The organism is Acidimicrobiales bacterium (assembly GCA_035536915.1).
In the GTDB taxonomy this organism is placed as follows: Bacteria; Actinomycetota; Acidimicrobiia; order Acidimicrobiales; family JAHWLA01; genus JAHWLA01.
In genome coordinates this window covers 132,245-149,554 of the sequence record DATLNE010000044.1, presented here as the reverse complement: position 1 = coordinate 149,554, position 17,310 = coordinate 132,245, and the positions used below count along the sequence as shown (strand labels likewise).

Here is a 17,310-nt window from a genome sequence, read left to right as displayed (position 1 = left end):
CTAGGCAGCCATGCGGCGGCGGGCTTCGACGGCCACGGCGGCCAAGGCGACCATCGACAGCAGGATCAGCCACCACGGCAAGCCGTCGCGCTTCTTGTCGTCGTCGGCGTCGTCGGCTGCCTTGAGCGCCCCGTCGAAGGTGAAGGTGAGCGAGCGCTCCTGGTCGGCCCCGCCCTGCACCAAGCGCAGCTTCATGCGGGCGTCGTAGGTGCCTGGCTCCAGCGGCTTCGGCGGTGGCACCTTGAACGTGCGCTGCTCGCGGGGCGGCACCGTTCCCAGTACCGGGAGGTCCGTCGACCCGTCGAGCCCGCCGCGGCTGATCGTGAGTGTGCCGAGGGGCTCGACCAGCAGGTCGCCGGTGTTCTGCACGTCGACTTCGAAGGCGTCGCCCGCCCAGCGCAGGTCCTTGAACTCGAACGTCCGAGCCAACCCGCCTGTGCGGCCGCTCTCGCCCGCCGCGGACTGCACGGTGAGGTACACCCGGACCCCCACACGCTGCACGAGCTGCACGTTGCCCGACCCTGTCGGCGGCCCCGCCTTCTGCGCCACCACGGCGGCGATGTGGTCGCCTTCGGCGGCATCGGCGGGCACCTTCACCCGCACGCTCACGGGCGTGGTGCCCCGGGCGGGGACCCGCACCCGAGCGGGGGTGACGGTCAGCCATCGGCCGTCGGCCTGGGTGGCTGTCCCCGGGGCGAACTGCCCGTCGCCGGTGATGGTGGCGTCGACGGGGGCAACGTCGAGCTCGATGGGCTTGTCGGTGAGGTTCACGGCCAGCAGGCGGTCGCTGAACTCGGCGCCCGGCTCCACGGTGCGGACCACGTAGGACCGGTCACGGGCTTCGGCGGTGGCAGGACGGTCGGGCCGCAACGAGAACTCGGCGTTCTCGGCGGCCGACGCCGGTGGCGGCGCAACCAGTGCGAGCGCCACCGCCAGGGCGCCCCACAGGTTGCGCCGCACGCCGGGCCTCAGCTGACCGTTTGCGTGACGACGACGCTGTAGGTGCCGGCCTCGGTGTTGGGCGGGACGGTGAAGGTCAGCGTCGGGTTGTAGGTGTAGGTACCACCACCGGCGCCCAGCAACGACACGGCCACGGGGACCGGCGTGGTGTTGTTGAGGAAGCCGCCTGCGCCTGCGCTCACGCCGCTGAGCAGGCTGCCCGTGCCGGCGGTGACGGTGCCCGTCACCAAGCCGAGCGGGGCTGCGGCGGTCAGGGGGATCGTCTTGGGCGTGGCGCCGGCCGTCGACATCGACGCCGTCGTCGTCAGGGCGGTCACCGACCATCCGAGAAGGGTCCCACGGGCGTCGGTCACCGTGGTCTCACCCATGGCGGCTGTGGCCACCGAGCCGGGAGCGACGGAGATGGTGCCCAGCGAGGCGGCGTCAGGGGCGGCGATCGTCAGGCTGCCTGCTTGAAGGGTCACCGAGACGGTGGTGGAGTCGTCCGCAGCAAGGGCCGCGGGTGCCAGCGAGAGGGTTGCGGCTGCGGCGGTGAGGAGGATGAACGGCTTGCGAACGGTCACGGGGGTTTCCTTCCGACTGGGTGCTGAGAGAAGTTTCGGCACGCGCAGTGGTTGACTCCATGGCCCGATGTGACGGTTTCACCGTCCCCGTTCGAACTAGTTACACAGGGGGCTGAGCGTGGTGCGCGACACCTGCGCCGTCGGCGCGCTGCGCCAGTTCCCCTTGGTTGCCTGCACCACGTAGTGGTAGGTGGTGGCGAACGACAGGCCGGTGGCGGTGAACGTCGTGGTGCTTCGTCCGCCGACGGTGCCGATGGCGGTGTAGGGGCCGCCCGAGAGCAGCGAGGCCCGCACCTCGTAGCCGTCGGCCCACGTCGACGCCGTCGCCGTCCACGTCAGGGTGATCGACGCCATCACGGCTGCGGTGCACGGCCCGTGGCCCGCCGCCAGGTTGGTGGGGGGCTGCAGGGTGTCGGTCGACACCGTGGCCGACACGGACGCGCCGTCGAGGAACGACGCCGACGCCACCGAGGCGGTCAGCAGCAACGCCGTGAGCACGGCGAGGACGGATGCCGCTCGGTCACGCACGCTGCCGCGATGCCAGGGCGCCGACGGACAGGAGGGCGACGACGGCCAGTGCCCCGCGGGCGTCGAGGGGTTGCGGGTGCGGCCGCAGTGTCGTCACCGGAAGTTCGTCGTCGTCCCGCCAGATGTCCTTGAGCCACAACACGGCGAGGAGGAGGGGGACGGCGAAGAGCACGAGCTGGCGGGCCAGGGGCGCGCGCAGCTTCTCGAAGGCGTAGCCCACGCCGGGAATGGCGGCTCGCACCTTCCACACCTTTTGGCCTTGGAGCTCGGCCACCCACGCGTCGGGGGCGTTGTTGGCGTCGCCCTTGGTCACCACGGTGCCGGGCTTGACCACCTCGACGACCCGATGGGTGACGACGCGCCGGTCCTCGACGGGGATGCGATAGGTGATGACGTCGCCGACCTTGACCTGAGGAATGGCGACCGGCGTCGACACCACGATCGTGCCCTCCGGCATGTCGGGGCGCATGCTGGCGGTGAGCACGGTGTAGGTGCGGTAGGCGCCGGTGCGCGGCCCCAGGGCGAGGGCGCAGAAGACGAGGGCCGAGCACGCGACGAAGACCGGCCCGAGGAGCCGGCCTGCAGTGAGGGCGAGTGTGGCGAGTCGACGCATCGATGTTCCTCCCCGAACGAGGTCCGGCCGGGCCGCACGGGGGGGTGCGGCCCGGCCGTTCCTTCAGTCAGTGGTTACTTGCTGCCGCCCGCCCGCTGGGTGGCGTTGAAGGTGTAGGTGATGACCGACTCGAGGCCCTGGAAGTTGTTGCCCGCCGTGCTGGGCAGGTCGACGGTGACCACCATGTCGTCACTGGAGCCTGCGGTCAGCGACGCCATGCCCGAGAGGGCGATCGTGCTGCCGAGGATGGCCCGCCGAGCGAGCACTGTGGAGACGGTGCCGGCGCACGTGTAGGTGTACGGCGTGGTGAGGGATTCCACCCAGGCCACCGAGCACTTCTCGATCTTCATCTGCAAGCCGTCGGTGGTGTCGCTGGTCAGCAGGGTGCTGGCCGCAGCCGTGGTGCTCAGGGTGACGGAGGCCAGGTTCTGGTTGCCGTCGTTGCTGAGCACGACCCGGCGCTGCAGGGAGTCGCCCGGCACCATGCCGCTGGCCCCCACGTTGAGGCGGTTGTTGGCCCCGACGTCGGCCAGGTCGATCGTGACGGTTCCCGCTGTGATGGTGGCGCTGGCGCTGTCGGTGTCGGTGAAGGTCGCAAAGGTCCCCAGCCCGGCGATGCTCGCTGCGGCCCCGACTGCACCGATGGAAAGCAGGATCTTGCGGGTCGTCTTCATGTGTGATGCCTCTCCCTTGTTCGCCCTTGCAGTACGAAGGAAAGCTTCGGCCCGTCACCCTCCGTGAGTGGAGCGTGGTTTACGAAACCGCCCGACCGGGCTACTGCCGGTGCTCCGGGTGGGTGACAAGTCATTGACGTCAATAGCCCGATCAGGCCGGCCCGCTGGGCGGTTCGCGGCCTACCGGTAGCCTCGGTTGCCGTGATCCCCCAGCGCTTCCTTCCTCTTCGCGACCAGACGGCCGACCTGGCCGAGCGGTTCGCGCGGGCGGGAAAGGCGCTGTACCTGGTGGGCGGCGTGGTGCGCGACGCCCTGCTCGACCGGGTGCGCGAGGAGGACGACCTCGACTTCACCACCGACGCCCTGCCCGACGAGATCGAGGCGTTGATCGCAGGCGAGGCCGAGGCGGTGTGGCTGCAGGGCAAGCGGTTCGGGACCATCGGGTGCGTGTGGCAGGGGCGCCGGTGCGAGATCACCACGCACCGGGCCGAGGCCTACACGCCCGACTCGCGCAAGCCCGAGGTGGCGTTCTCCGACGTTGTCGACGCCGACCTCAGCCGGCGCGACTTCACGGTCAACGCCATGGCGTTGCGGCTGCCCGACTTCGAGCTCATCGACCCGTTCGGGGGGATTGCCGACCTGGCTGCGGCCCGGCTGCGCACGCCGTTGTCGCCCGAGGAGTCCTTCGCCGACGACCCGCTGCGCATGCTGCGCGCCGCCCGCTTCCTGGCCGGGTACGGGCTGACGCCGGAGCCTGCGTTGGTGGCCGCCGTCGAGGCCATGCATGCCCGGTTGGAGATCGTGTCGGCCGAGCGGGTGCGCGACGAGTTCGACAAGCTGATCGTCGTGCCGCGCCCGGGGCCGGGGCTGTGGTTCCTGGTGGAGACGGGGCTGGCCGACGAGTTCCTGCCCGAGTTGGCGGCCATGCGGTTGGAGCAGGACCCGATTCATCGGCACAAGGACGTGCTGGCCCACACCATCGCCGTGGTGGAGAACACCACATCGGACCGGTGGCTGCGGCTGGCGGCGCTGTTCCACGACGTGGGCAAGCCCAAGACCCGCTCGATCGGGCCCGCGGGCGTGTCGTTCCACCACCACGAGGTGGTGGGTGCGCGCATGACGCGCGACCGGATGAAGGCGCTGCGGTACTCGACCGACGACGTCGAGGCGGTGTCGCGCCTGGTCGAACTGCACCTGCGCTTCCACGGCTACCGGGAAGGCGACGGCGGCTGGACCGACGCCGCCGTGCGCCGTTACGCCCGTGATGCCGGGCCGTTGCTCGACCGGCTGAACGAGCTCACCCGCTGCGACTGCACCACCCGCAACAAGCGCAAGGCGGCCGAGCTGGCGACGCGCATGGACCAGTTGGAGGAGCGCATCGAGCGGCTGCGGGAGCAGGAGTCGCTCGACTCGTTGCGCCCCGACCTCGACGGCCGCCAGGTCATGGAGCACCTCGGCGTGCGCCCGGGCCGCGTGGTGGGCGAAGCGCTAGCCATGCTGCTGGAGCTCCGCCTGGAAGAAGGCCCGCTGGGCGAAGAAGAGGCCTACCGCCGCTTGGACCAGTGGTGGGCGTCACGCTCGCGGGCCACCGACTGAGGCGGTGCTGCCTGAGACTTGGTTCGTCACTTCAGGTGCGTCGGTCGACGCTCCGCGACAAGGCCCGAGGTGACAGGCATGGTCTGACTCTTGCCGTCCTCGTTGATCAACACCGCTACGTGAGGTCGCACTTGGACGGGGACGCGCACGGGGACCGCCACGACAGCGGTACTGCGACCGGGAAACACGCTGGGCCATACGACCTCGTCGGCCGGGAACTCGGTGCCGTCGCGCGCTCGCAAGAGAACCCTGGGCGCCGGCGTGGCGGTACGTTCGCCAATGTTCGTGGCTACGACTGGGAGGATCCACACGTGGTGGGGCCCGGGCTGGGTGTAGAGGATGTCGGGCTCCTGCACCGGCTGCCCGGTGTCGTACGCGAAGTGCGCATCGTTGGGATCGTGGACCCCGACGGCGATGAGTGCCATCACCAGCACCGCTACGGCTGCTCGCCCGAGCACATCTGCGAGCGTCTCTCCGACCACCATTTTGGTCGCCCCCCAGGCAGCCGCGCGCAGTCGGCTCATGGGCTGTGGGACGGCGGGACGAGATGGTGGACTTGACCGAGCGGTGCTGTCAGGTCGAGCCCCACGGAGGCCACGAGCACGCGCAGATCGCCGCGCTGGAGGTGTACCGCGCAGTAGGCCGGCGGCTCGTCTCCCGACGCCGCGACCGAAGGCGGCCCGAGAGGATCGCCCGGCTTTGCGGCGATCAGTTCGCCGAGTTGATGCTCGGCCAAGCGGACCGATGCAATCGGCGCCCACGTGATGAACGTGACGAACGCCCGCCCCGGCGGCGCTCCCCAGTCCACCGATCGCAGCGCCGTCTGCAGTGCATCGAGATCCGCTGTCGACGGCGAGCTCGGGAGCACGGCCGGGGTTATCTCCACGACCGTGTCGTTGTCGTAGAGCATCAGCTTCAGCGCATCGTCGCCCGCCGTCTCCAAAAGCACTGTCGTCGCCGGGCTCATCCGCTTAACGCACAGGCGCGTCACGTCCGCCAGCACGGCGTGGTCGAGGAAGGACAAGGCGTCGTCGTCCTTGCGGCGGTCGAGTTCCCGCAACAGGCTTTCGGCGACGGCGCGCCACGTTGCCTCATCGCGCCAATTGGGCGAGGCCTCCACGGGCATGTCGGGCGACGAGGTCGAGAGCAGCTCGGCGAGGAGGTCCGGCGGCGGCACGCCGAGCGCAGTGGCGAGAGCGATGAAGGTCGTAAGCCGAGGATCGCCACCGTGGGATTCGAGATGCAGGAGGGTGCCGGGTGCCACGCCGGCCGCCTTGGCGAGGCCGCGGAGGCTGCGCTCGGCGCGCCGGGTGCGAAGCACATTCTGAAAGGCCGTCGGCATCACCGCAGCGGCTTGTTCGGCGTCCTCCATCGGTTCTGCGCCCTTCGTGCAATGTATTGACCACACCGGTCAATACATTGTGCACAAATGCCATTGATGGGATTCAAGTGCGCGAAGACCCAAACAGCCGTTTCCCTTGGGAAAGCATGGCCCGCCAGCGGTTTGGTGCTACCTCGACGAACGGGAAGGGCACGACCTTGCCGGTCGAGCGGTCGTAGAAGGCGTGGGGGTGGTCGGCGGGCAGGCGGCACAGGACGTGCACGCTCACGCCGGTGCCAGGGCCGGGGTTGCGCACCCGGTGCCAGCCTTCGCCTTCGTCGGGCAGCAGGTAGGTGATGTCGCCCTGGTGCCAAACGTGGCGTGACGTCTCGGCCCGCTCGTCGTCGTAGCGGGTCTCTTCGTCGCCACCCTGGAGGTAGCCGATCACGCCCCAGCAGCCGTGGTGGTGCACGCCACTCGACGTCCCCTCGGGGAACACCACGGCGAGCACGTGGAAGCGCCCGTCGGGATCGGCGTGCAAGAGGTTGCCGACCGCCTCGCCTTCGTAGGGCTCGTACGCCCAGGCCGGGATGGGATCGGCCGCCGCCAGCAGCGCCGCCATGGCCGGCCGCATGCCGTCGCACCGCGCCCGATCCGACCCGTCACCGTTGGCCAGCGCGGCGTCCACGGCGTCCACCAATGAATCGATTGCGGCAGTCCTCACCGCGCCATCGTGCCTCGCCCCATCCGAAGTTGCGTAGGAATCGCGCCGAAAAACGGCACGGTTCCTCCGCAACTACGACGTGAGCAGCTTGACCACCGACTCGACGTCGGACAGGTCGTCGAGCACGGCGTCGGCATCCACGCCGTCGAGCTCGTAGGGACGGGCACCCGTGCGCACCAGCGCACAGCGCCCCCCGCCCGCCCGGGCGCAGGCCAGGTCGTGCACGGTGTCGCCCACCACCCACACCTCGTCGGGCCGGAACCGCCCGCCCGCCCGCGCCAACGCCACCGGCACCAGGGCCAGCCGATCGGGGTTGTCGCTGCCGAAGGCGCCGATCTCCAGGTCGAGCCACCGGTCGAGGTCGAAGGCGGCCAGCTTGGTCGCCGCGTTGGCCGCGGTGTTGCCGGTCAGCACCGTCTGCACCAGGCCGGGCTCGTCGTGCAGGCGGGCCAGCACGTCGCGCACCCCCGGCAGCACGGTGCCCGCCTCGCGCATGAGCTCGACGGCCTTCGCCAACTCCGCCTCCAACCGGCCGAGCACGAGGGGCAGGTGGTCGTCGCCTGTGTCGATGCCCATGGAAGCGAGGATCTCCAGGGCGATCTGCGGGTCGGTCTTGCCGCCCATGCGCACGCCGTGCGCCCCGGGGTGACGGCCCACGGCATGCTCGACGGCCAGCGAGAACACGTCGGCCGCCACCTGCCCCGCCCGCACCAACGTGCCGTCGATGTCCCAGAGCACGAGGCGACCCATGGCGGGCGACGGTAGCGTCCGTGGCCATGGTCGCCCGCATCCAACTGGCGCACCTGCCGACGCCCCTGGAACCGGCGCCTCGGCTGGCCGCCGCCTTGCACATGGACGACGACGCCCTCTGGATCAAACGCGACGACTGCACCGGGTTGGGCGGCGGCGGCAACAAGGCCCGCAAGCTTGAGTACCTGTGCGCCGACGCGCTGGCGCAGGGCTGCGACACCTTGGTGACGGGCGGCGGCCGGCAGAGCAACCACGTGCGCATGACCGCCGCCGCGGCCAACAAGCTCGGCCTCGACTGCACCATCGTCCTGTCGAGCGACCCGCCTGCCACACCGACGGGCAACGTCGTACTCGACCTGGTGCTGCGGCCGACCATCGAGTGGGCGGGCCGTCTCGACTACGTCTCCCTGGAGGCGGCCATCGACGACGCCGCCGAACGCCTGCGGGCCGCCGGCAAGCGTCCGTACGCCATGCCCATCGGTGGCGCCTCCGTCATCGGGGAACAGGGTTACGTGGCCTGCGCGGCCGAACTGCCCGACGACGTCGACCTGGTCGTCACCGCCATCGGCTCGGGGGGGACCCAAGCGGGACTGGTGGCGGGGCTTGGCGACCACGCCAAGGTGCTCGGCGTCGACGTCGGGGCCCGCACCGACCCGGCCGAGGCGGTGGCCCATGGCGCGGCCGCCGCCGCCGAGTACGCCGGGTTGCGCACGCCCGTGGGCACGCCGCAGGTGGACTTCACCCAGGTGGGGCCGGGGTACGCAGTGCCGACGGCAGAGGGCCGGGAAGCCGTCGACCTCGCCGCCCGCACCGAAGCGCTGCTGCTCGACCCCGTCTACACGGGCAAGGCCATGGCCGGCCTGGTTGCCGCCCGCCGCGCCGGGCGCATCGAGCGCCACACCCGCACCGTGTTCCTCCACACCGGCGGGCTGCCCGCCCTCTTCGCCTACGCCGAGTGGGTCAGGTCCGGTCCCACGTGACGCGACGGGAGCCCTCGTAGCACTGGTAGTGCCCGACCGGCATCGCCTCGTCGTCGGTGGCCACGGTGCAGTGCCACCCCTCGCCCGCGTCGAACTGACGCGGGCCGGTGACGAAGTTGTGCGAGTCGGCGACGCGGCGCACGACCGCTTCGGCTCTGGCGCAGTCAGGTGTGGCGGGGTCGGGGCCGAGGCTTGTCTGCGACCGCACGTTGAAGGCGACACGGTCGGTGCCCGGCTCGAAGCCGATGTCGGGGCACGCGTCACTGCTCGGTGCCGTCACCGGCGCGTCCGTGGCGTCGTCCTGGCACGCGCCGAGGGCGAGCACGGCGACAAGCCCGAGGGCGAGCAGGCGGGCGGTCAGCTGCCTTCCTTGCGGGCCCGGACGATCAGCGTGCGGGGCACGTAGCGGAACGTCTCGCGCCACTGCTGGCTGCGCGGCCCGGTGTGGGTGGGTGCGGGCTCGAGGATGGTGTCGACCCGATAGCTGGCCCGCACCAGGCTCATGTAGATCTCACCGATGGTGTGGTGGTAATCGGTGAACGGGATCCCGTTCCACTCGTAGTCGATGGGGGAGCGGTCGAAGTACGAGCGGCGCACCAGCAGCGGCTGGTCGGAGTCGTCGTCGATGAGGTCGTAGGCCGGGTGGGGGAGGCTGAACACCAAGGGCGCGCCGACCTTGAGCACCCGGTGCACCTGGCGGAAGACCCGGTTGAGGTCCTCGACGTAGCCGAACGAATAGGCGCTGAACACCAAGTCGATGGAGTCGGCCCGCAGGAAGGCGAGGTCGGCCAGGTCGCCCTGGCGCAGCTCGACCCGCACTTCCTCCCGCTCGCACAGGCGCTTGGCAAAGGCCAGTTGCTCGGCCGAGAAGTCGATGCCGATGGCCGTTGCGCCCTGCTTGGCGAAGGCGATGGAGCACTGGGCGCCGCCGCACCCGAGCTCGAGCACCCGCTTGCCCTTGACGTCACCGAGGAGGCGGAAGTCGACCTCGGTGCCGATGTCGGGGCCGTAGTGCACCACGTCGGTGGGGAGTTGGGCGCCCGCCTGGTAGGCAGCGGCGTGACGATCCCAGGCGGCAGCATTGTCGGTCGGCATTGGGAAGATGTTGCCCCACGGGGACCCATGAGAGTCGTGACCTTCAACATTCAGCACGGTGCGGGCGGCGATGCGGCCGCCTTGGGGCGCGCCTGCGCGGGGTTGCAGGCCGACGTGCTGGCGCTCCAGGAGGTCGACGTGCGAGTGCCCCGATCGCGCTTCGTCGACGAGGTGGCAGTGGTCGCCCGGGCCACCGGCATGCACTCGGTGTTCGCGCAGACGTGCCGCGTCGGCGGGGTGGGGCGCTACGGCAACGCCCTGTTGACGCGGGCACCGATGGCCGACGTCGAGGTGGTGCGACTGCCTCGCGTCGGCCGCACTGAGCGGCGCGGTGCGGTGCTGGCGTCGGTCGACGGCGTGACGGTGGCGGCCACCCACCTGTCGATCCACCAAGGGGAGAGCGCGGCCCAACTCACCGCGCTGGTGGAGCTGGTGCGGGAGCGGCCGCAGCCGTGGGTGTTGCTGGGCGACCTCAACCGCTTCCCCGACCAGCTCGACGCGCTGGCAGGCTTCGACCTGGCCGACACCGCTGAGCCGACCTTTCCCGCCGACGCGCCCCGAGCCCGCATCGACCACATCGCCGTCGTGGGCCTGCGCATCGAGTCGGTGGAGGTGCTGCCCCGGCAACCGGTCAGCGACCACCGCCCCCTCGCCGCCACGTTGATTTCGCAGTAGTTACAAGCCGGCTCGTAACTACTGCGATCTCAACGGGCGGGAACTACTTGCCGTCGGCGAAGTCGTCAACCATCTGGCGGGCCACTTCGTCGCGGTACTGCACGGGGGGCGACTTCATGAAGTAGGCGCACGCACCCATGACCGGTCCGCCGATGCCGCGGTCCTTGGCCACCTTGGCGCAGCGCACGGCGTCGATGATCACGCCCGCCGAGTTGGGCGAGTCGTGGACCTCGAGCTTGAGCTCCACCGTCAGCGGCACGTCACCGAAGTTGCGGCCCTCAAGGCGGATCATCGCCCACTTGCGGTCCTCGAGCCACGGCACGTGGTCGGACGGGCCGATGTGCACGTCGCGGTCGGAGATGCCGGCGTCGATCTGCGAGGTGACCGACTGCGTCTTGGAGAGCTTCTTCGACTTCAGCCGCTTGCGCTCCAGCATGTTCATGAAGTCCATGTTCCCGCCGAAGTTCAGCTGGTACGTGTGGTCGATCGTCGTGCCACGGTCCTCGAACAGCCGGGCCAGGGTGCGGTGCACGATGGTGGCGCCCACCTGCGACTTGATGTCGTCGCCCACGATCGGCACGCCGGCCGCGGTGAACTTGGCCGCCCACTCGGGGTCGGAGGCGATGAACACGGGGATGGCGTTGACGAACCCGACACCGGCGTCGAGGCAGGCCTGCGCGTAGTAACGCTGCGCCTCCTCGGAGCCGACCGGCAGGTACGACACCAGCACGTCGGCGCCCGATTCCCGCAGGGCGGCGGCCACGTCGACCGGCTCGGCGGGCGATTCCTCGGCCACCTCCCGGTAGAACTCGCCGAAGCCGTCGAAGGTCGGCCCCCGCTGCACGGTCACGCCCAGGTCGCTCACGTCGGCGAAGCGGATGGTGTTGTTGAGGCCCGAGTAGATGGCCTTGCCCAGGTCGATGCCGACCTTGGTGGCGTCGACGTCGAAGGCGGCGACGAACTCGACGTCTCCCACGTGGTAGCCGCCCAGCACCACGTGCATGAGGCCCGGCACCCGCTCGCTCGGGTCGGCGTCGCGGTAGTACTCGACACCCTGCACCAGCGAACTCGCGCAGTTGCCCACGCCTGCGATTGCGACTTTGACCTTGCTCATCGGTTGCGGTCCTCCTGCTTTTCCAGTTCGATCAGTCCGTCGAGCCACGAGATGTCGCGCTCGGTCGTTTCCGTGCCGTGATCCAACAGCGACTGCGTGTACGCATCGAGGCGGTCGCGCCGGACCCGGACGGCACCCCGGGCTCGGGCCAACCGCTCGACCAGATAGGCCCGCCGCCGCTCCAGGAGCCCCAAGCGGGCCTCCGAGGGCAGGTAGCGGGCGAAGGCCAGCTTCAAGTTGAACGCTCGGTCGTCGTCCCCCGACTGCGACTCGGCCAGCAGCAGCTCCTCGAAGAGGTGCTCACCCCGGTCGGTGATGCCGTACACCTTCTTGCCCCGGGTCCCCCGCACCGCCCGGGACCTGGCCCGGAAGGCAGCGAGCTCGCCCGTGAGGGCTCCCGTCATGGGGATGGCAGGCCCCGGTTCCCCGTTGGCCTCCACCGCCTTGACCGCTCCCGCCGACTCCAGGCGCGCCAAGCACGGATACAGGGAGCCGAACGACACGCTGGAGAACGGGCCGAGCGTTTCCGTCAGCCGCTTCTTCAGTTCGTAGCCGTGCAGCTCCTGTTCCTTCAGCAGGCCCAGGATGGCGAGTTCCAGCAAGTGTGTGCCCCGATGTATCGGTCCGATATATCGAGAACGAGTGTGACGACATCGGCCGTCGAAGTCAAGCGAGGGCACGGGTACCCTGGCGGGGTGCAGTTCGGGCCGCAGTCGTTAGGCGCCTCGGGTGGGGCCAACCTCCCCGGGCAGATCGACTACCGGCTGGCGCGCAACTCCATCGTCAAGGAGTTCCGGCGCGGCCGCCTCTCCCGGCTCGACGTTTGCGATGCCCACCCCGAGCTGCTGCGGGCGGCCCGCAACATCGGCGCCCCAGCCACCGAGGACTGCCCGATCTGCGAGACGCCGGCGCTCGTGCACGTCTCCTACGCCTTCGGTGCGCGCCTGCCTCCGAGCGGCCAGACGTTCATCGACGCCACAGAGCTCGGACGACTGACGCGCCGCGCCGGGCAGGTGGCGTGCTATGTCGTTGAGGTGTGCCCCGACTGCAACTGGAACCACTTGGTCCGCGCCTATCCGGCCGGGAGGCGGCGGGCGTAGCAGCCGCGGCGCTCGTCTTGACCTCGACGGGGGACGCCTTCCTGCTCGCGCTGCTCCTGGGCTTCGCCGCCCGTTCGCGCCTGGTGGGCGCCACCACGACGGCGGTAGCGGTGGCCTTGTTGGCCCGGTGGGGGAGTTCGTCGCTGGCCGCCGCCGCGGGCGCCCAGGCGGTGCTCGGCCCCGCCTTCCTCTTGTTGCCCGTGCCGTCGATGGCCTCGACGTGGCTGGCGGCCGCGGCCTTGCTGTTGGTGGCGCCCGTCGGTTGGTTGGCCCCGCTGTTCGGCGCCACCGCGGGCCTGGTGGCGGCAGGCCCGGGCGTGACCTCGCCCCTCGACGCGCTGGTCCGCCTGGCCGCCTTGGCCGCAGGCGCCGCCCTCGCCTGGTTCGTCGCCCCCCGCCTGGCTCTGACGTGGGTGCCCCGCCTGGCCCCCGGCCTGGCGGTGGCCGCGGCCGCCCTGGCGGTGGCGGCATGAAGGCTGTGTACGGATCGCGCCGTTTTGCAGCGCGATTCGTACGCAACTTCGGCGTCGGGGGCTGGTGGACGCTGGCGGGAGCCGTCGTCACCCTCGTATGGCTCGTGGGTGTCGTGCCCGCGGAGCTCGACACTCGCGCCCTCGTGGTCGCCACCGCCACCGCTGCGGTGGTGACGGCGACGTGGGCACCCCGTACCGACGCGGTGGAGTGGCTGTTCGCCTCGGGACTCGCCCTCGTCCTCCTGCCCACCGCTGCCGCGCTCGTCGTCGACCGCTACCCCGGAGGCAGCCTGCTCGGCCTGGCCGCCGTGGTGGCCGGCGGGTTCCCAGTCGCCCCCCGGCTGGCCCGTCCGCTGCTGGTGGTGGGCGTCGCCCTCGCCGTGCCTGCGGCCACCGGCGCCACCGTGGCCGCAGCAGCCGCAGCAGGCGCAGTCCTCGTCGCCATGTGGTCGGGCGCCTTCGCCCTGCCCCTCGCCCTCGTGGCCGTGGCCGCCGCGCCCGTGGCCCCCGTCGGCGCCCTCCTCCTGGCCGCCGCCGCTGCCCTCGCCGCAGCCGACGACGACCAAGGCGGGGCCGTCGCCGTCCTCGCCTTGCCTGGTGCCATCGCCGCCGCCGCAGCCATCGCCGCCGGCCCCGTCTCCGCCGAACGGGTGGCGGCCACCGTCGCCCTCGCCGCCGTCGCCTACCTGGCCACCACGCACGCCCCCGCCCGCACGCTCGCGCTCCCGACCGCCCCTGCCGCCGCCCTCGCAGCCTGGTTGGTCGTCGCCCCCGCCACCTGGACGTGGGCGGGCGACACCCGCCTGGGCCACTACGACCGAGGCGTGGCGATCGCCGCGGCCGTCGTCGTCGGCGCCGAGGTCGTGCGACGTATCCGGCCCGGCCCGGTACCCTCGGACCCCGAGCTTCCCTGATGCCCGAGCCCCGCCCCCGCCCGCGACGGCCGGCCCCGAAGAAGCGCCGCAGCTTCGCCTGGCGCTACCGGCGCCTGCTCTTCCTCTTCGGCCTCCTCGCCTTCACCGGCGTGGCCGGAGCGACCTACCTCTTGGTGCGCGTTCCCCTGCCGCCCGAGCGCATCCAGGCCGAGACCAGCTTCCTCACCGACATCAACGGCAACCGCCTGGCGGCCATCGCCACCGACACCAACCGGGTGAACGTGAAGCTCGACGACGTGCCCGAGGTGCTGGTCGACGCCGTGCTGGCCAGCGAGGACAAGTCGTTCTTCGAACACGGCGGCCTCGACCCCGTGGGCCTGGCCCGGGCCACCATCTCCGACATCCGGGGCAAGGGCGCACTGCAGGGCGGGTCGACCATCACCCAGCAGTACGTGAAGAACACCTACCTGGGCAGCGACCGCACGCTCGGCCGCAAGCTCAAGGAGGCGGCGCTGGCCGTCAAGGTCGAGCGCAAGCTCGACAAGCGGGAGATCCTCGAGCGCTACCTCAACACCATCTACTTCGGGCGGGGCGCCTACGGCGTGCAGGCGGCGTCGCGGGCTTACTTCGGCAAGGACGTCAAGGACGTCGACCTGCGCGAGTCCTCCTACCTGGCGGGCCTCATCCGCGCTCCGGTCGGAGCCGACGCCCTCAAGAACCCCACACTGGCCAAGTCGCGACGCGACAGCGCGCTGCGCCTCATGGCCCGGGCGGGCCACATCAGCGAGGCCGACCGGCAAGCGGCCGAGGCCGTGCCCGTCGAGTCGTACGTGGTGGCCAAGGAACAAGCCGACCCCGCCTTCGCCATGCCCGACAAGGGCACGCAGTACTTCGTGGAGCACGTGCGCCGGCAGTTGGTGGCCAAGTACGGCGAGGCCACCGTCTACGGCCGCGGCCTGCGGGTGAAGACCACCCTCGACCTGGCCATGCAGTCGCACGCCTACGACGCGGTGTACGGCTTCCTCAACCGCAACGACGACCCCGCCGGCGCCCTGGTGGCCATCGACGACAACGGCCACGTCAAGGCCATGGTGGGCGGCAAGGACTGGGCGGCGTCGCAATTGAACCTGGCCACCGGCCGCGACGGCGGGGGCTCGGGACGCCAGCCGGGATCCACCTTCAAGCCCTTCGTGCTGGCCGAGACGGTGAAGCAGGGCTACACGGTGCAGTCGACATTCCCGGCGCCCGCCAAGATCGTCTTCCCCAAGGCCAACCAAGGCTCCGACTACCCCGTCGAGAACTACGAGAACGAGGACTTCGGCAACTCCCTCAACCTCGTCGACGCCACCAAGAACTCGGTGAACACCGTCTACGCCCAGCTCATCGACGTCATCGGCCCGGCCAAGGTGGCCGACACGGCCCATCACATGGGCATCCAGTCCGACCTGGTCCCCCGCCTGTCGCTCACCCTGGGGACCTCTGAGGTGTCGGTGCTGGAGATGGCCGCGGGCTACACCACCCTCGCCAACCGGGGCGAACGGATCGACCCCACGGTGATCGTGGAAGTGGCCACCGCCGACGGCACCGTGCTGGAGCGGGTGCGGCCGTCGCGCACCAAGGTGCTGGAGCGGCGCCATGCCGACGTCGTCACCTACTGCCTGCAGCAGGTGGTGCAGAGCGGGTCGGGCACGGGCGCGCAGTTCGGCAAGCCGCTGGCGGGCAAGACCGGCACCACCAACGACTTCGGCGACGCCTGGTTCGTGGGCTACACGCCCAAGCTCACCGCCGCCGTGTGGATGGGCTACCCCGAAGGCAACTCCCGCAAGATGCTCAACGTGCGGGGCCGCCGGGTGAACGGCGGGTCGTTCCCCACGGCCATCTTCAAGCGCTTCATGACCGAGGCCACCAAGGGCGTCGACACCGGTTCGTTCCCGGCGGTGACGAGCTTTCCGGGCAAGACGCTCAAGCCCTCGACCCGTGGCGTGATCGAGACGACGACCACCTCGTCGTCGTCGTCCACCTCGACCACGGCACCGGCCGCGGCCGCCACCACCACGAGCACCACGACGAAGAAGGGCGGCGGCCCGCCGCCGCCGACCAGTTCCACCACCACCACGACCACGGCGCCGACCACCACGACCACGGAAAAGAAACGCGATGAAGGCGGTTAGCGCGCTAACGGCGCTGGCCGTCCTTTTCGGCGCGTGCTTCGGCGGCGACGGCCCTCCCGACGCCACCAGCCGCGTCACCGACGCGGTCGGCGACGTGGCCCGAGGCCCGGCCGCCGACGCACCCCAGCCTCCGGGCATCGACCTCGCGACGGCCGAACTGACGCGGGCCGACGGCACCTTGTCGTTCACCGCCACCGTGGCCGACCCCGGGGACGAGCGGACGCGAGTGTGGGTGGTGCGACTTCGCGAGACGGACGGCACCCTGCTCGCCATGCTCTACGCAAGCGACAGCAACGTGCTGTTGTGCGACCACGACCGGTTCTGCACCGAGCGCGTGGAGGACGCGACCATCGCCCAGTCGGCGTCTTCCGTCGAGGTGCGCCTGCCGCTGCCCAAGCTGCCCGACTCCTTCGAGTGGGAGGCTTCCGCGTCGAGCTCGTCCACGCCGAACATCGACGACACGTGGAACGACTTCGCGCCGAAGGCAACCCTCAGCGGTTGACGGTGTCGGCGTCGATTGTGATGCCGTCGCTCGGCTTCGCCTCCAACGCTTCGAGCTCCGGGCGGGCCAGCACGGCGTCGATGCAGTCGGCCGAGCCGCCCACGTAGGTCCAGCAGAAGTCGATCTCGGTGGCCACGCACCACGCCCGGTCGTCGGGCCACCACAGGTTGGCCGACTGCCGCCACGGCGGTTCGCAGAACGACTCGCCCACCGCCTCGATCGGCCCGGTGAACAGGTGCAGCCGCCGCCCGGGGATCTCGAGCGACGGCGCCGCGTGTACCTCGGGTGCAATGCCGCCGAAGCCCTCCCACACGGCGAACCAGCACCGGTCGGGCGTGGTCGTGTGCGCCCGCAGCGTCGCCACCAACGGCGCCTGCAATTCGACGGGCACGGTGCCGTCGTAGGGCGCGTCGTTGGGGTCGCCGCCGATGGCGTGCCACTGCATCTCCCGGTGCACCACCCGCCCGTTGGCGGCCGCCACCTCGGCCCACCGCCGTCCGTCGTGGGGGTGGAAGACGCGGGCGTAGCGGGCGAAGCCCGACGGCACCACCGACGTCACGTCGACGGCGAAGGTGATCAGCCGCTCGACCACCCAG

General features: G+C 70.8%; 22 protein-coding genes. 8 read left to right on the top strand and 14 right to left on the bottom strand.

Annotation, left to right across the window (positions count from 1 at the left end):
• The 5 genes from VM938_13030 to VM938_13010 all read right to left on the bottom strand — a co-directional run bounded on the left by VM938_13030 (nucleotide 1) and on the right by VM938_13010 (nucleotide 3,338).
• Nucleotides 1-960 carry a hypothetical protein gene (locus VM938_13030; protein ID HVF75962.1) on the bottom strand — a complete coding sequence of 320 codons (960 nt, stop codon included), beginning with the start codon at nucleotides 958-960 and terminating at the stop codon, nucleotides 1-3.
• Nucleotides 961-968: 8 nt separating this feature from the next.
• Nucleotides 969-1,523 (bottom strand): hypothetical protein, encoded by a 555-nt coding sequence (locus tag VM938_13025; protein ID HVF75961.1) that lies wholly within the window; start codon nucleotides 1,521-1,523, stop codon nucleotides 969-971.
• A 96-nt stretch (nucleotides 1,524-1,619) separates the two neighbouring features.
• A complete protein-coding gene (locus tag VM938_13020; protein HVF75960.1) occupies nucleotides 1,620-2,051 on the bottom strand; it encodes a fibronectin type III domain-containing protein in 432 nt (143 codons plus the stop codon).
• Entirely contained in the window at nucleotides 2,044-2,664 is a 621-nt protein-coding gene (locus VM938_13015; GenBank protein ID HVF75959.1) for a signal peptidase I, read from the bottom strand. Before VM938_13015 ends, VM938_13020 begins: the two co-directional genes overlap by 8 nt.
• A gap of 74 nt (nucleotides 2,665-2,738) precedes the next feature.
• The gene (locus VM938_13010) at nucleotides 2,739-3,338 is read right to left on the bottom strand and encodes a TasA family protein (protein HVF75958.1); all 600 of its coding nucleotides are present in this window, start codon (nucleotides 3,336-3,338) and stop codon (nucleotides 2,739-2,741) included.
• Nucleotides 3,339-3,539: 201 nt separating this feature from the next.
• Between VM938_13010 and VM938_13005 the strand changes: the two genes are divergently transcribed.
• A complete protein-coding gene (locus VM938_13005) occupies nucleotides 3,540-4,934 on the top strand; it encodes a CCA tRNA nucleotidyltransferase (protein ID HVF75957.1) in 1,395 nt (464 codons plus the stop codon).
• A 26-nt stretch (nucleotides 4,935-4,960) separates the two neighbouring features.
• On the opposite strand, the gene VM938_13000 is transcribed toward VM938_13005, so the two are convergent.
• The 4 genes from VM938_13000 to VM938_12985 form a co-directional block, all read right to left on the bottom strand.
• On the bottom strand, nucleotides 4,961-5,458 hold the full coding sequence (locus VM938_13000) for a hypothetical protein (protein HVF75956.1): 498 nt from the start codon (nucleotides 5,456-5,458) through the stop codon (nucleotides 4,961-4,963).
• The gene (locus VM938_12995) at nucleotides 5,455-6,306 is read right to left on the bottom strand and encodes a helix-turn-helix transcriptional regulator (protein ID HVF75955.1); all 852 of its coding nucleotides are present in this window, start codon (nucleotides 6,304-6,306) and stop codon (nucleotides 5,455-5,457) included. Before VM938_12995 ends, VM938_13000 begins: the two co-directional genes overlap by 4 nt.
• Before the next feature lie 73 nt (nucleotides 6,307-6,379).
• On the bottom strand, nucleotides 6,380-6,979 hold the full coding sequence (locus VM938_12990; GenBank protein HVF75954.1) for a cysteine dioxygenase family protein: 600 nt from the start codon (nucleotides 6,977-6,979) through the stop codon (nucleotides 6,380-6,382).
• A 72-nt stretch (nucleotides 6,980-7,051) separates the two neighbouring features.
• On the bottom strand, nucleotides 7,052-7,729 hold the full coding sequence (locus VM938_12985) for a haloacid dehalogenase-like hydrolase (protein ID HVF75953.1): 678 nt from the start codon (nucleotides 7,727-7,729) through the stop codon (nucleotides 7,052-7,054).
• 26 nt (nucleotides 7,730-7,755) lie between these two features.
• Here VM938_12985 and VM938_12980 point away from each other — a divergent pair, with 26 nt between their 5' ends.
• Entirely contained in the window at nucleotides 7,756-8,709 is a 954-nt protein-coding gene (locus VM938_12980; GenBank protein ID HVF75952.1) for a D-cysteine desulfhydrase family protein, read from the top strand.
• Here the strand turns inward: VM938_12980 and VM938_12975 are convergent.
• Both VM938_12975 and VM938_12970 read right to left on the bottom strand, forming a co-directional pair.
• On the bottom strand, nucleotides 8,690-9,034 hold the full coding sequence (locus VM938_12975; protein ID HVF75951.1) for a hypothetical protein: 345 nt from the start codon (nucleotides 9,032-9,034) through the stop codon (nucleotides 8,690-8,692). The genes VM938_12980 and VM938_12975 overlap by 20 nt on opposite strands.
• A gap of 32 nt (nucleotides 9,035-9,066) precedes the next feature.
• A complete protein-coding gene (locus tag VM938_12970; GenBank protein ID HVF75950.1) occupies nucleotides 9,067-9,804 on the bottom strand; it encodes a class I SAM-dependent methyltransferase in 738 nt (245 codons plus the stop codon).
• Between the two features lie 36 nt (nucleotides 9,805-9,840).
• Between VM938_12970 and VM938_12965 the strand changes: the two genes are divergently transcribed.
• The gene (locus VM938_12965; GenBank protein HVF75949.1) at nucleotides 9,841-10,479 is read left to right on the top strand and encodes an endonuclease/exonuclease/phosphatase family protein; all 639 of its coding nucleotides are present in this window, start codon (nucleotides 9,841-9,843) and stop codon (nucleotides 10,477-10,479) included.
• Nucleotides 10,480-10,522: 43 nt separating this feature from the next.
• On the opposite strand, the gene VM938_12960 is transcribed toward VM938_12965, so the two are convergent.
• Together VM938_12960 and VM938_12955 are read right to left on the bottom strand one after the other, a co-directional pair.
• Nucleotides 10,523-11,593 (bottom strand): inositol-3-phosphate synthase, encoded by a 1,071-nt coding sequence (locus tag VM938_12960; GenBank protein ID HVF75948.1) that lies wholly within the window; start codon nucleotides 11,591-11,593, stop codon nucleotides 10,523-10,525.
• On the bottom strand, nucleotides 11,590-12,195 hold the full coding sequence (locus VM938_12955; protein ID HVF75947.1) for a PadR family transcriptional regulator: 606 nt from the start codon (nucleotides 12,193-12,195) through the stop codon (nucleotides 11,590-11,592). Before VM938_12955 ends, VM938_12960 begins: the two co-directional genes overlap by 4 nt.
• A 93-nt stretch (nucleotides 12,196-12,288) precedes the next feature.
• On the opposite strand from VM938_12955, the gene VM938_12950 reads away from it, so the two are divergent.
• From VM938_12950 to VM938_12930, 5 genes are read left to right on the top strand one after another with little or no spacing between them, the layout of a single operon-like run.
• The gene (locus VM938_12950; protein ID HVF75946.1) at nucleotides 12,289-12,693 is read left to right on the top strand and encodes a DUF5318 family protein; all 405 of its coding nucleotides are present in this window, start codon (nucleotides 12,289-12,291) and stop codon (nucleotides 12,691-12,693) included.
• A 17-nt stretch (nucleotides 12,694-12,710) separates the two neighbouring features.
• On the top strand, nucleotides 12,711-13,166 hold the full coding sequence (locus VM938_12945; protein ID HVF75945.1) for a hypothetical protein: 456 nt from the start codon (nucleotides 12,711-12,713) through the stop codon (nucleotides 13,164-13,166).
• Nucleotides 13,163-14,080 carry a hypothetical protein gene (locus VM938_12940; protein HVF75944.1) on the top strand — a complete coding sequence of 306 codons (918 nt, stop codon included), beginning with the start codon at nucleotides 13,163-13,165 and terminating at the stop codon, nucleotides 14,078-14,080. Before VM938_12945 ends, VM938_12940 begins: the two co-directional genes overlap by 4 nt.
• Nucleotides 14,080-16,212, top strand: coding sequence for a transglycosylase domain-containing protein (locus tag VM938_12935; GenBank protein HVF75943.1), 2,133 nt, complete (start codon nucleotides 14,080-14,082; stop codon nucleotides 16,210-16,212). The genes VM938_12940 and VM938_12935 overlap by 1 nt, the downstream gene beginning before the upstream one ends.
• Entirely contained in the window at nucleotides 16,199-16,714 is a 516-nt protein-coding gene (locus tag VM938_12930) for a hypothetical protein (GenBank protein ID HVF75942.1), read from the top strand. The genes VM938_12935 and VM938_12930 overlap by 14 nt, the downstream gene beginning before the upstream one ends.
• Here the strand turns inward: VM938_12930 and VM938_12925 are convergent.
• The gene (locus tag VM938_12925; GenBank protein HVF75941.1) at nucleotides 16,704-17,306 is read right to left on the bottom strand and encodes a hypothetical protein; all 603 of its coding nucleotides are present in this window, start codon (nucleotides 17,304-17,306) and stop codon (nucleotides 16,704-16,706) included. The genes VM938_12930 and VM938_12925 overlap by 11 nt on opposite strands.
• Between the last annotated feature and the right edge of the window lie 4 nt (nucleotides 17,307-17,310).